This is a genomic window from Pseudoalteromonas xiamenensis, assembly GCF_017638925.1.
Taxonomy (GTDB): Bacteria; Pseudomonadota; Gammaproteobacteria; order Enterobacterales; family Alteromonadaceae; genus Pseudoalteromonas; species Pseudoalteromonas xiamenensis.
This window is the reverse complement of sequence record NZ_CP072133.1, coordinates 2,672,576-2,685,844: the sequence shown is the minus strand read 5'-3', so window position 1 is coordinate 2,685,844 and position 13,269 is coordinate 2,672,576. Positions and strand designations below refer to the sequence as shown.

Genomic DNA, 13,269 nt, shown 5'->3' with positions numbered 1-13,269 from the left:
ATTGTAAAAGGTAAATGCTGCTAATGCACGGGTACAGCATAAAATCTCAATGGTATTGATTACTTCAAACCAAGCGTTGTTGGTACTTCCGCAAGGCTATCAACAACATGAGTCGCCAATGCTTGACACGACTCACTAATTTTTTGACCAGAGCGCACTAAGACTCGGTTAGGTACGCCAGCTGCGTGAGCAGCTTCCATATCAGACGATTTATCACCGACCATAACGCTACTGGCTAAATCTAAGACATGTTCGTTCGCAGCTTGCAGTAACATCCCGGGATAAGGTTTACGGCAATCACACTCACGTAGGTACTCACCCTGCGCATTTTTAGGGTGATGGGGGCAAAAGTACACGCCGGTGATTTCAACGCCATGGCGTTGAAATTCCTCACACATCCAGTTCGTTAGTTCATGAAATTGAGCTTCGCTGTAGTAGCCTCGGCCAATACCGGATTGATTCGTTACAATAACGAGTGCGTAACCATTTGCTTGGAATAGTTTGCAGGCTTCAAACACACCTTCAATGAACTGAAAATCGTCCGCTTTATGAACGTATGCGTGATCTACATTCACCACACCGTCACGGTCTAAAAAAATCGCTTTTTGCATTATAAGCTCTCTTTTTCAACAACTTGGTCAAACATGGCAAGAACGGTTTCGGTCTTAATTTGCGCCATTAAGTCATGTCCTTTAACACGCGTTCCCCAAGGTAACTGCTCTACATCTTTGCCTTTTTGTTGTTTTAAGTTAGCGTGATACACCTCAACCACGTAATCTTGGTAGAGATATGGACCAGTCCGTTTCGGATTCGAATGAGCATATAGCCCTATCACAGGAGTCCCCATCGTCACAGCCATGTGAGCGGGTCCCGTATCTGGTGCAACAACCAAACTTGCTTGTTCTAACACGCACAGCAGTTGTTTTAAGGACGTTTTACCGATTAAATCAACTATTGGCGCATGACTCTTCGCCTGTATCTGTGCACCGAGCGTCCGTTCAAGCTCCGTTGGACCACCACTTAACACAACTGAGAAACCCTTTTTATGGGCGTAGTCGGCAAGCGCCGCATAGCGTTCTGGTAACCAATTACGCTCCGCTTTGCTTGCGGCTGGTGCAATGACCAAAATACGGTCTAATCCCTCGAGTAACTTTGAAGCCACATCTCTGTCTTGCTGCGTTACCGGCATTTCCCAAGTAGGCGTAGTAAACTCCACTCCTATTGTTCGAGCGAACTCAGCAAACCCCTCTAGTACATGAGGTTCAGATTGAGGCGCTATACGCTTGTTAATGAACAAACTGTGGAGTTCTTTTGAGCGACCTTTATCAAAGCCGATTTTTTGCTTTGCGGGGATACAACGTGCTGCCATATTGGCACGAAAAGCAACTTGCATGTGTAATAACACATCAAACTGACGACCTTTAAAAGTCTGTTTTAACTGTGAATAAGCCTGCTTACCAAGTTTTTTATCAAAAACGACCAGTTCAACACCCGGTAAGTCTTTGAGCATCATGGCTTCTATTTTGCCAATCACCCATGTAATAGACGCCTTAGGATGGGCGCGTTGGATGGCTTGAACCGCGGCGACAGCATGACAGACGTCTCCTATGGCTGAAAGGCGAAGAATACAGATAGACTGGAAGGCTTGGCTCACAACAAACTCTATACACAATAAAATTGAGCGGTGATCTTAAATTAATCAGCATGCTTTGCAAGTTTCAGACGACGAAAAAACACGATACACTAACGTTTTGAAGTTAAAAATTGCGATACATGAACGTTAAACAGCAAGGCCATACCTATTTCATTCATGCCGATGATTATTCTGCGTTGAACTCGGAGTCATTTGATCCAAACTATTGGCGAGAACAAAATGCCATCGTGAATGAAAAAAAGGCCGTGCTACCGCGTATTTTGTGAAATTATCCCACTCAACCATCGCTGTACTCCGACACTACTGGCGTGGTGGCCTAATTGGTAAAATATTGAGTGATCAATATTTGTTTATAGGTCTAGAAAAAACAAGAGTATATCAGGAGTTTTCACTGCTCTGTGCTTTGCATTCACAAGGGCTAGCCGTACCACAACCGATCGCGGCACAAGTAAAACGCTCTGGCTTAATTTATCGTGGCGATATTTTGACTAAAGCAATAGCAAATGCGGAATCGTTGTGTGAACGCATGCAAAAACAGCGCATTAGTGACAGCTCATGGGAAGCTATCGCTACGACAATAGCCAAATTCCACAAAGCTGGCGTATATCATGCCGATCTCAACATCAACAATATCTTGTTTTCGACCAATAACTGTATTTATCTAATCGATTTTGACCGAGGTGAACTCAGAACGCCCGCACTTCAATGGCAAAAAGAGAATATGGCGCGATTAAAACGGTCGTTTTACAAAGAAGCGCATAGGCAAGAGACTTTTTATTTCAGTGAAACAAATTGGCAAACACTGGAACAATACTATGAAGACGAGATGAAAAAAGCCGTCGTGTGACGGCTTTTTAGAGTGACATTTAAAATTGCTTACGCCTTAATTTTTTTAATCACGTTTGATGTTGAACAACCATCCAGAAATGTGAGTACTTCGACTTCACCACCTTGACTTAATACAAAGTCAGCACCCGCAATTTGCTCAACCGTGTAATCCCCGCCTTTCACTAGAACATGAGGATTCACTTTCTCAATTAGCGCCGCAGGAGTATCGTTTTCCTCCACGCTACCAAATGGAATAACCCAATCCACTGACGCCAACGCCGAAAGTACCATGGCTCGCTCATTTAAAGGATTGATCGGTCTATCCGCACCTTTAAGTCGCTTAATCGACTCATCGTTATTCAAACCAACGACTAATCGGTCACCGCGCGCTTTGGCTTGAGCAAGATAACGTACATGACCCGCATGAAGAATGTCGAAACACCCATTGGTGAACACTATTTTCTCTCCATTTTGTTTCGCAAATTCGATGTGTTTTAGCACATCGTCAAATGGGGTTTGATAGTGCTCACCCGTCGCTCTTAAATACTGGCCTAACTTACGGCTCAACTCTTCTGGCGATACGGTCGTCGCGCCCAGTTTACCAACGGCTATACCGGCTGCTAAATTCGCCATTTCTACCGCGTCTTTTGCAGGCATACCTGCACCCAACATAACGGCTAGTGTTGCAATTACCGTGTCACCAGCGCCTGTTACATCACTAACTTCAAGCACTTGAGCGGCAAAGTCGTATTTTTCTGTCGCCGTAATCAGCGACATCCCTTGCTCTGAACGCGTCAGCAGCATGGCCTCAATGCCTGCTGATGTAATCAAATCGCGGGCACTTTGAGTAAGTAACTCTTCGCTGTCGACCAAGCCTCCCGCTAACTTAAATTCGTTTAAGTTAGGCGTGACAATATTCGCGCCGCGATAGCGGGCTAAATCGTGCGACTTAGGATCGATAAGCACAAACTTGCCTGCCGCTTTCGCAACGTCAATCATTGCTTCAATCGACGCGAGAGCGCCTTTGTTGTAATCCGAGAACAACACGATGTCATAATCGTCAACAACCGTTTTCAAACGTTCAAGCAAGCTTTCACTGTGTGCTTGGGTAAACGTTTCTTCCATATCTAGCCGAACAACTTGCTGATGACGCGAAATCACGCGCATTTTGGCGATAGTTGGATAGCCTTCAACTTTAACAAGCTGCGAAGCGATATGGTCTTGTTCTAAGGTTTTTTCAAGCGCGATACCGTCCGTATCATGGCCAATAAGACCTAGCAAGCCGACTTGACCATCCAAATGTGCAATATTTTTTGCCACATTCGCTGCGCCACCGGCTTTGTCTTCAACTTTACTGACCTTTACAACCGGCACTGGTGCTTCTGGCGAAATACGCCCAGTGTCACCATGCCAATAGCGATCCAACATGACATCGCCGACCACCAGCACTTTAGCTTCTGTAAGGTGTTGTAGACGTGATAATTCCATGAATTACTCCGCTACCAGCATATCAACAGCTTCACACAGCCAATGACCAATAAACATGTGTGCTTCTTGAATTCTCGCCGTTTCATCATTACGAATGATAATGGACAATTTCGCGATGTCTTTCACTTTTCCACCTTCACGTCCTGTGAATGCAACCGTATATGCGCCAATCTCATTTGCAGCGGCAAGTGCTAAATTAATGTTTGCACTGGTGCCAGAAGTGGTTAAGCCAATAACAAGATCCTCTGGCTTACATAACGCTTGAACTTGACGTTCAAAAACCGTATCAAAATGATAGTCGTTACTGTGTGCGGTTAAAATTGACGTGTCTGTCGTCAACGCTATTGATGCCAAAGGGCCACGTTCTTTTTTATAACGTACTACGAACTCGGCAGCTAAATGCTGTGAATCTGCGGCGCTACCACCATTACCGAACCAAATAACCTTACCACCGCTATTCAATGTTTTTTCGCAGGCAGCTAAAAGAGCCATACATTCTGCGTGATAATTTGCCATTGTGGCGAATAAGGTATTGTGGCGAGCTAGGCTTGCCTCATAACTTGCCGATATTGCGTCTAGCTTTGACATAATGAATCCTATTTAAAACCCGTGTTCTAACACAATCTAAATGAAGGCTATGCTATTTAGACTGGTATTATCCTACCAATATACGTTTAAAGAAAGCCAAGCGTAATTCTCACCGAAAACGTCTTTACCAACAGCAAGCTTGGCCTCTGCCTGTTTATTTTGCCAACGTTCTGAGCGCACAATTTCAAGTTCTTGAGAACGATGTTTATATTCGAATTCCATTCTAGGAAACTCTGTTTCAAAGTCGTTTTCGGTTTGAGTTGTCGTGTATTTCACACGCCAGTTGGATTGACTATCAGTTTGAACAACCCACTCTAATATGTGTGCATTTACTGGGTTGTCATCACCAAACAATCTGTTATCTGCAGCAAAGTTACCAACGACAAAACCATTGACGGTATTTCCATTTTTAAAATACAAATCGTTGATATACCAACGTGTATTCATTTGAGAGAATTCGTAACGAAGCGTTGATTTTTCAGTTAACTTAGGTAAGTAAACTCCGTAATTCATAACTAAGTTACCAAACTGGTAATTTTTATGACCACTGGTGTCTTCTCCACCATACTCAAAATACACTTCGGCATTAAACCAATCCGTAAATTGGTGATGAGAGGTTAATGATGCCCATTGATCACCCAATTCACTATCAAAGGTATTGCCTGACAAATCACGATTATCTTGTCCTGCGGGATCGAAAAACGCCTTCATCACGTCTCCGAACGAAACCGGACGGGGTCCACCACCGAATTGCATCATTCGGTTAAAGCCGATTGTCCAGCCATCCATCGGTTCAATGCTAAAACGTGAGCCTGCTAATTGAGGCGTGCCACTAACCAGTTTGCCATCATAGTAAAAACCGTCCTCAACATAATCGAGTCTCAGAGTAAAAAACCTCAGCATCGAAATTCCACCAATTATTTAATGGCGACACTAAGCTGATTGAGAGTGAAGGCGATGATTTGGCGTTATTTGAAAAGATTTGCCCGAAATGTTTAAAGGGGGAAAGCCAGTGTTCGCGATAACCTGCGTCAACTTGAATGTTGCCAAGTGAATAAGCAACAAACGTATTGTAAGGCACTAGTTCGCTTTGTTTTACGCGGTATTCGAGGCCTACTTGCATTAACGTATTTTCAGTGCCACGCCAAATGCCTTCGAATGCCAACTGCAAATACTCTTTCGATGTATTACCGCGCTCATTTGCCAATTTGTCTTCTTCACCTGAGCTGATCGTGGCTTTCACACCTTGCCGGGTTATCCCATCTTTACTCTGATAAACCTTCAATTTGCTCGAAATCGAGCGATACAAATCAGGATCAGAGACGCGAACATAGCGAAGCGCTTGATATACATCATTGATTCGATATGGCTTTCGTGACGGAGTTCCGGTCGTTAATGAAAACAATTGATCAATCTGGTATTCCAACAACGGATCACTACCAAGTGGAAGATAAGCAGTCGGGGCTGCAAAAGTCGGTGTACTAACTAACATACCTAAGCACGTTAGAATGGCGGTTTTCAATTTCATCACAGTGTAAATTCAACAGACATGTTGACCCATATTAACAAATTTAATGACGAGAAACAGAACATTCCCTGTTTAAAAGTGTAACTAATTCAATTGTCAGTTTGCGTACCAAACGTAGACCGTTACAATAGGCACTCCATCGATTCAGGTGCATTATGGCTAGATTTATTTATTCATTCATTTTGCTGCTATTAGCTCCCGTGTTGATTACCTACTTATGGGTTTTCAGAGGGAAAAAACAAGCTGCATACCGCATTCATTTTAACGAGCGATTCGCATACGGTATAAGTTCTCTGCCTAAACACGCTCTCCTGTTTCACTGCGCATCTGTCGGTGAAGTACTCGCGGCTGCACCATTAATAAAAAAATATAAGCAACAACACCCCAACGATAAAATTATTGTAAGCACGAACACCCCCACAGGCCGTGCTCAAATTGAAGCGATTTTTCAAGAATCAGTAAACTGTGTTTATCTTCCCTTAGATTTTTATTTCACAGCACGACGATTTATCAATACGCTTCGTCCTAAAGCACTTTGTGTACTGGAAACAGAGCTTTGGCCAAATCTTTTCGCTCATGCGAAAGCAAATGACTGTCCTGTACTTGTGCTCAATGCCCGCTTGTCTGAAAAATCAATGAAAGGTTATCAACGTGTTCAACCTCTCACCAATGTATTAATGCGCGCCGTGACCTATTTGGCGAGTCATAATGAGCAAGATGCAAGCCGTTTCATGAAGCTTGGGCTGCGAGAAGATAAAATTAGGGCTACGGGTTCGATTAAATTCGACATTCAGCTATCTGAACCAGAACAGATTAAAGCTAGACAACTAAAGTCTTTGTTATCTGGCCGCTATGTATGGGTTGCTGGGTCAACTCATCCCTTAGAGCATGAGCAAGTGCTCGCTGCGCATAAACTGTTGTTGAAGCAATACCCAACTGCACTACTAATTATTGCCCCAAGGCATCCAGAACAGTTTGAACCCGTTGCATCTTTACTTGCGACTCAGCAATTCAGAATGACACGACGCAGCAATATGCAATCACTAGAAGAATCACAAGTTTTACTTGCAGACACTCTAGGTGAATTAAAATGTCTGTATGGCGCTTCAGACGTTGCCTATGTCGGCGGTAGTTTAATTGAGCGAGGTGGGCACAACCCACTGGAAGCTGCTGCATTCTCCGTTGGTGTCCTGTCCGGACCCCATACCTATAATTTTGCTCATATCTACCCTGAGACTCATAAATGCATCGGCAGCTATCACCGTGTTTGATAGCGAATCGCTGTTTGAACAGCTCCATACGCTTTTTAACGACAACGATGCGCGTATGCAACTGGGCCGCAATGCCCATCAAGTATTAATGAATAATCAGGGTGCGATTAATAAAACGTTAGCTTTAATCGATAAGTCTTTAGGACGCAATATATGAATTCAGATGCTATTAGTGCAATGAAGAACTGGGTAAGTTCCGTCATCGTAAAATACAATTTTTGCCCATTTGCACGCAAAGAAGTTGAAAACAACACGATCCATTATGAACTTTCGGACGCTTTGACAATTGAAGATGCCGTGCTCGCCATGATAGAAAGTTGTATCGCACTTGATAGTCACCCGGAACGCGAAACTACACTGTTGATTTTTAATAATGGTTTTCACGATTTTGATGCGTTTCTGGATCTGGTCGATTTAGCAAACGCTTTACTGGCCGCACAAGGCTATGAAGGGAAATACCAAATCGCAAACTTTCATCCAGATTATGTCTTTGCAGACAGTGATGAAAACGATCCGGCCAATTACACAAACCGCGCGCCTTACCCTACGCTGCATTTGATCCGTGAAGACAGCATGGCGCAAGCTCTTGCAACGTATGATGATTCTGAGCAAATTCCTGAAAATAACATTCGCCTAGCTAGACGCAAAGGTGAAGCTTTTTGGCAACAACTTCTATCGAGCTGTAAGTCTCACTAGATACCCCTTACAGGGAAAATCGAATTCATTCTTTAGGCAATCTGGTCATTAAAAAACAAAAAAGGCGCTCTAAGAGCGCCTTTTAACTGTTTGATGTTAACTTAGCCTACGTATTTACGAGCGTTACGGAACATTCGCATCCACGGGCTATCTTCTTTCCATTCATCTGGATGCCATGAGTTAGAAACTGCACGGAAAACGCGTTCAGGGTGAGGCATCATTACGGTTGCACGGCCATCATTTGACGTAATCCCTGTAATACCCGCAGGAGAGCTATTCGGGTTCGCTGGGTAAGTTTCAGTTGGATTGCCGAAGTTATCAACGAATTTAACCGCGACAGTACCAGTTGTAAGGGCATGTTCAACCGTCGCGCTATTACGGAATTCAGCATGACCTTCACCATGTGATACAGCAATTGGCATACGCGAGCCTGCCATACCTTGGAAGAACACCGACGGACTGTCTTGTACTTCAACCAAACTGAAGCGAGCTTCAAATCGCGCTGATTTGTTCTGTACAAAACGAGGCCAATGCTCAGTACCCGGGATAAGTTCACGTAACGTTGACATCATTTGACAACCATTACATACCCCTAAGCTGAACGTATCTTGACGCTCAAAGAACGACTGGAATTGGTCACGAGCCATGTCGTTAAACAGAATTGATTTTGCCCAACCTTCGCCAGCGCCCAGTACGTCACCGTAGGAGAAACCACCACAGGCGACTAAACCTTTAAATTGATCCAGTGTGATACGACCTTCTAGAATATCACTCATGTGAACATCGATTGCCGCAAAACCTGCACGATTGAACGCGACGGCCATTTCTAGATGTGAGTTAACACCCTGCTCACGTAAGATTGCCATACGCGGTTTGGCACCCGTTGCAATGTATGGAGCCGCAATATCTTCATTAAGATCAAAGCTCAGTTTGACGTTTAGACCTGGGTCTTTTGCATCAAATTTTGCTTCGAACTCTTGCTTCGCGCATTCCGGATTATCGCGCATTGCTTGCATTTGGTAAGTGGTTTCTGCCCAAATAGTGCGTAACGCTGTACGTGTATCGGCAAGAATAGTATCGCCATTACGTGCAAAGGTGACGTTGTCTTCGTTATTTAGTGTACCAATAACGTGAGACACATTCGCAAGGCCATTTGCCGCTAAGATTGCTTTAACAGCATCCAAGTCGCTTTGTCGAACTTGAACTACCGCACCGAGTTCTTCATTAAACAGCACCTCGATATCTGAACCTGTCAATGCATCCAGCTCTACGCTCACACCGGTATGGCCAGCAAACGCCATTTCCGCAACAGTAGTAAATAAACCACCGTCTGAACGGTCGTGGTAAGCCAGTAGCTTGTCTTCTGATACAAGCGTTTGCATTGCGTTGTAGAAACCTTTCAATAACTCAGGGCTATCCACATCTGGCGTCTTATCACCTAACTGCTTATAAACCTGCGCGAGACACGATGCACCTAAACGGTTTTGGCCCGCACCTAAATCCACAAGCAGCAGACTCGTCTCGCCTTTATCGGTACGAAGTTGTGGCGTCACTGTCTTGCGCACATCGTCTACACGACCAAACGCTGTAATGATGAGTGAAAGCGGCGCGGTAACGGCTTTCTCTTCACCGTTTTCGTCCCACTTCGTCTTCATCGACATCGAGTCTTTTCCAACTGGGATCGTAAGACCTAGTGCAGGACATAATTCTTCGCCAACGGCTTTTACTGCCTCATAAAGACCCGCATCTTCACCTGGGTGACCTGCAGCCGCCATCCAGTTTGCTGATAGCTTGATGTTTTCCAAACCACCAATATTCGCACAAGCGATGTTGGTTAACGCTTCACCGACCGCTAGACGCGCTGATGCACCGTAATTTAACAGTGCTGCGGGAGTACGTTCGCCCATAGACATAGCTTCGCCATGATAGGTATCAAACGAGGCTGCGGTTACGGCACAGTTTGCTACTGGCACCTGCCAAGGACCCACCATTTGATCGCGAGCCACAAGACCGGTTACCGTGCGGTCACCGATAGTGATAAGGAAAGTTTTTTCTGCAATCGTCGGTAGACGAAGTAAACGTTCAGCAGCGTCTTTCAATTCAATCGCTGACGTGTTTAACGCCTGACCTGTTGCTTGTTGTGATTTTACATCACGGTGCATTTTCGGTGGCTTACCCAAAAGCACGTCTAGTGGTAAATCCACAGGATTGTTGTCGAAGTGACTGTCTGAAACCGTCAAATGACGTTCTTCTGTTGCTTCACCAATGACGGCATATTGAGCACGTTCACGTTTACAAATCGCTTCAAAACGAGCGAAATCTTCCGCAGCAACCGCCAATACATAACGCTCTTGTGATTCGTTACACCAAATTTCATGTGGTGCCATGCCTGGCTCGTCATTTGGAACGTTACGAAGTTCAAACTTACCACCTCGGCCACCATCATTCACCAATTCAGGGAATGCATTTGAAATGCCGCCCGCGCCCACGTCGTGAATAAACGCGATTGGGTTTGCATCACCAAGCTGCCAACATTTGTCGATCACTTCCTGACAACGACGTTCCATTTCTGGGTTTTCACGTTGTACTGACGCAAAATCTAAATCTTCGTTGGACTGACCTGACGCCATCGATGATGCCGCACCGCCGCCCAGACCGATGTTCATGGCAGGTCCACCAAGCACGATAAGCTTTGCACCAACCGGGATTGAGCCTTTTTGTACGTGATCTTCACGAATGTTACCTAGGCCACCTGCAATCATGATTGGCTTGTGGTAGCCACGTACTTCTTCACCGTTGTGGCTATTTACTTTTTCTTCGTACGTACGGAAGTAGCCTAATAAGTTAGGACGTCCAAATTCGTTGTTAAACGCAGCGCCACCAAGTGGACCTTCAACCATAATATCTAATGCGCTAACGATACGACCAGGCTTGCCAAAATCGCTTTCCCATGGTTGCTCAAAACCCGGAATACGTAAGTTAGAAACAGTGAAACCGACAAGACCTGCTTTTGGTTTTGAACCACGACCAGTCGCACCTTCATCACGGATCTCACCACCAGACCCCGTTGAAGCACCTGAGAATGGTGCAATCGCTGTTGGGTGGTTGTGGGTTTCCACTTTCATTAGGATGTGAATATCTTCGTGATGATAATCGTACTCGCCTTGCGCATTCGGGAAGAAACGACCCGCTTTTGAGCCAGTCATTACAGCAGCATTGTCTTTGTAGGCCGACAACACATTTTCACTGTGGGTTTCGTACGTATTTTTGATCATTTTGAACAGCGACTTCGACTGTTCAACACCATCGATTGTCCAATCGGCATTGAAGATTTTATGACGACAATGTTCAGAGTTAGCTTGTGCGAACATAAACAGTTCAATGTCGTTTGGGTTACGACCTAATTTTTGGAAGCTCTCAACAAGGTAATCAATTTCGTCGTCAGCTAAGGCAAAACCTTGCTCTACGTTCGCCTTTGCAAGTGCATCACGACCACCACTAAGAATATCCACTGATGACATTGGACGTGGCGTTTCAACACGGAATAACTGACCTGCCGCTTCTAATGTTGCATGCGTCGATTCGGTCATGCGATCGTGTACCAGTTTCGCCACATCGCTTAATTGCGCTTCATTCAGCGCACCTTCAACGTAATACGCAATACCACGTTCAACGCGGTGTACTTTAGTTAGGCCACAGTTTATTGCAATGTCAGTTGCTTTTGATGCCCAAGGAGAAATAGTACCTAAACGTGGAGTCACCAGGATCAACGCACCAGTTGGCTCGTGCTCAGGAATGGTTGGTCCGTACTTTAACAGCTTTTGTAGCTTGTCTAATTCGGCCTCTGTCAATGATTCGGTGAGATCGGCAAAATGCATAAACTCAGCGTACACACCTGTTACTGGTAAATTAGCTGCTTGACATTTTTCGAGGATCTTTTGAACTTTAAACTCAGAAAGTGCTGGCGCACCACGTAAGATTAACATAGGTATTTTCATCCGGGGTTAGGGATTGAACGATATTTAGGGTCGCTATTATAGTCGAATTGGCGTCTGGATTTAACACAAAAATGTCAATTCCGAGAAAAATTGAAGGACAAAATGCCGCTGTTCTCAATATCAACCGAAAATTATAGATTAAGCAATTGAATTTCAAATCAACTCTGTCTTTTCAATAACCAAATGAAAAAGGGGTTTTGTCTTCATTTTCGAGGACTGTAAAAGGTGACAGCTTGAAATTTCATCCATTCACTACAATATTTAGAACAGATAGGGATTAATCCAAATTCGGCGTTTATACGTTCAAAAATGCTAGGCGTTAGGTGAAAAAACGGCTAGTATCGAGGAAAATTTGAGGTTTTGTTCGTTGTGATAAAACGCGCGCGAGCCTTTAACTTTGAACTGCAAACCCGCTTTTCAATCCTATTTACATGTTACTAGAAATCAAGTTTCAACCCGCCTTGTCAAACTAATGCAACATTATGCGGTCTAATCTCTAGGAATAGTTACTCTCACAAAAGGAGGTTCTGATGTTAAATAGACGTCGAACTACACGTTTTAAACGAAATATTCGTAATGCTTCGCCAAATCGTCGCCGTATTACGCTTAAAAACATCCACAAGAAAATTTTACACCGTCGTAGTCAGTACGCGATGATGTTACTAGACAGCTGCGCGGCTCAATCTTGAGCCGCCTGTTTTAGGGCCTTTTTCTCTGCTCTTCTCGCTTTAAAAAACGCAGATATTTTTTCAGAGCAAGCCTCCGCCAACACCCCTCTTGTAATATCGACTTGATGATTCAATCGAGGTTCTTGTAATAAATTCATAATAGAACCAGCGGACCCTGTTTTAGCGTCGCAGGCGCCGTAGACAACACGTTGTATCCGACTATGCACCAACAATCCCGCACACATTGAACACGGTTCAAGGGTGACATAGAGCGTACAGTCAACTAATCGATAGTTCTCCAATACCTTGCCGGCTTCGCGAATTGCCATCATTTCGGCATGCGCGGAAGGATCATGCAAACTAATGGACTGATTCCAACCCGCGGCAACAAACTCGTTGTCTTTTACAAGGACCGCTCCGACTGGAATTTCACCTTGCTGCCAAGCTTTGTCTGCAAATTCGAGTGCCATGCGCATCCAATGCTCATCAGAGGGTGTCATCATGCTATTTTTTCCTGATATTTTTACTCGCAATTATAACAAGTTCCGCC

The 13,269-nt window shown here is 44.4% G+C and carries 10 protein-coding genes and 2 pseudogenes; 4 read left to right on the top strand and 8 right to left on the bottom strand.

Going from position 1 to position 13,269, the window contains the following annotated elements:
* Positions 1-59: 59 nt before the first annotated feature.
* Together gmhB and J5O05_RS12890 are read right to left on the bottom strand one after the other, a co-directional pair.
* Entirely contained in the window at positions 60-611 is a 552-nt protein-coding gene (gmhB, locus tag J5O05_RS12895; protein WP_208842375.1) for a D-glycero-beta-D-manno-heptose 1,7-bisphosphate 7-phosphatase, read from the bottom strand.
* Positions 611-1,654 (bottom strand): glycosyltransferase family 9 protein, encoded by a 1,044-nt coding sequence (locus J5O05_RS12890; RefSeq protein ID WP_208842374.1) that lies wholly within the window; start codon positions 1,652-1,654, stop codon positions 611-613. Before J5O05_RS12890 ends, gmhB begins: the two co-directional genes overlap by 1 nt.
* Positions 1,655-1,773: 119 nt before the next feature.
* Between J5O05_RS12890 and J5O05_RS12885 the strand changes: the two are divergent.
* Positions 1,774-2,501 (top strand): annotated as a pseudogene (locus J5O05_RS12885) (3-deoxy-D-manno-octulosonic acid kinase).
* Between the two features lie 29 nt (positions 2,502-2,530).
* Here the strand turns inward: J5O05_RS12885 and hldE are convergent.
* From hldE to J5O05_RS22505, 4 genes are all read right to left on the bottom strand, one after another.
* Entirely contained in the window at positions 2,531-3,970 is a 1,440-nt protein-coding gene (hldE, locus tag J5O05_RS12880; RefSeq protein ID WP_208842373.1) for a bifunctional D-glycero-beta-D-manno-heptose-7-phosphate kinase/D-glycero-beta-D-manno-heptose 1-phosphate adenylyltransferase HldE, read from the bottom strand.
* Between the two features lie 3 nt (positions 3,971-3,973).
* Complete coding sequence (locus J5O05_RS12875; protein ID WP_208842372.1) at positions 3,974-4,558, bottom strand: SIS domain-containing protein; 585 nt, start codon at positions 4,556-4,558, stop codon at positions 3,974-3,976.
* A gap of 72 nt (positions 4,559-4,630) precedes the next feature.
* A complete protein-coding gene (locus J5O05_RS12870) occupies positions 4,631-5,461 on the bottom strand; it encodes a capsule assembly Wzi family protein (RefSeq protein WP_280117649.1) in 831 nt (276 codons plus the stop codon).
* Positions 5,424-6,089, bottom strand: coding sequence for a hypothetical protein (locus tag J5O05_RS22505; protein WP_482817157.1), 666 nt, complete (start codon positions 6,087-6,089; stop codon positions 5,424-5,426). The genes J5O05_RS12870 and J5O05_RS22505 overlap by 38 nt, the downstream gene beginning before the upstream one ends.
* Positions 6,090-6,241: 152 nt before the next feature.
* On the opposite strand from J5O05_RS22505, the pseudogene waaA reads away from it, so the two are divergent.
* Positions 6,242-7,514: pseudogene (gene waaA / locus J5O05_RS12865) on the top strand (lipid IV(A) 3-deoxy-D-manno-octulosonic acid transferase).
* Positions 7,511-8,053 (top strand): DUF1415 domain-containing protein, encoded by a 543-nt coding sequence (locus J5O05_RS12860; protein ID WP_208842371.1) that lies wholly within the window; start codon positions 7,511-7,513, stop codon positions 8,051-8,053. Before waaA ends, J5O05_RS12860 begins: the two are co-directional and overlap by 4 nt.
* 101 nt (positions 8,054-8,154) lie before the next feature.
* On the opposite strand, the gene purL is transcribed toward J5O05_RS12860, so the two are convergent.
* Positions 8,155-12,039: a phosphoribosylformylglycinamidine synthase gene (gene purL, locus J5O05_RS12855; RefSeq protein ID WP_208842370.1), complete on the bottom strand. Its 3,885-nt coding sequence runs from the start codon at positions 12,037-12,039 to the stop codon at positions 8,155-8,157.
* Positions 12,040-12,581: 542 nt separating this feature from the next.
* On the opposite strand from purL, the gene J5O05_RS12850 reads away from it, so the two are divergent.
* Entirely contained in the window at positions 12,582-12,740 is a 159-nt protein-coding gene (locus J5O05_RS12850) for a hypothetical protein (protein ID WP_208842369.1), read from the top strand.
* On the opposite strand, the gene tadA is transcribed toward J5O05_RS12850, so the two are convergent.
* A complete protein-coding gene (gene tadA / locus J5O05_RS12845) occupies positions 12,731-13,222 on the bottom strand; it encodes a tRNA adenosine(34) deaminase TadA (RefSeq protein ID WP_377101543.1) in 492 nt (163 codons plus the stop codon). The genes J5O05_RS12850 and tadA overlap by 10 nt on opposite strands.
* Positions 13,223-13,269 lie beyond the last annotated feature (47 nt).

Excerpts from the sequence above, each read along its gene's own strand:
- gmhB (WP_208842375.1), bottom strand. The coding sequence starts at position 611 with ATGCAAAAAGCGATTTTTTTAGACCGTGACGGTGTGGTGAATGTAGAT.
- hldE (WP_208842373.1), bottom strand. The coding sequence starts at position 3,970 with ATGGAATTATCACGTCTACAACACCTTACAGAAGCTAAAGTGCTGGTG.
- J5O05_RS12875 (WP_208842372.1), bottom strand. The coding sequence starts at position 4,558 with ATGTCAAAGCTAGACGCAATATCGGCAAGTTATGAGGCAAGCCTAGCT.
- J5O05_RS12870 (WP_280117649.1), bottom strand. The coding sequence starts at position 5,461 with ATGCTGAGGTTTTTTACTCTGAGACTCGATTATGTTGAGGACGGTTTT.
- J5O05_RS12860 (WP_208842371.1), top strand. The coding sequence starts at position 7,511 with ATGAATTCAGATGCTATTAGTGCAATGAAGAACTGGGTAAGTTCCGTC.
- purL (WP_208842370.1), bottom strand. The coding sequence starts at position 12,039 with ATGTTAATCTTACGTGGTGCGCCAGCACTTTCTGAGTTTAAAGTTCAA.
- J5O05_RS12850 (WP_208842369.1), top strand. The coding sequence starts at position 12,582 with ATGTTAAATAGACGTCGAACTACACGTTTTAAACGAAATATTCGTAAT.
- tadA (WP_377101543.1), bottom strand. The coding sequence starts at position 13,222 with ATGATGACACCCTCTGATGAGCATTGGATGCGCATGGCACTCGAATTT.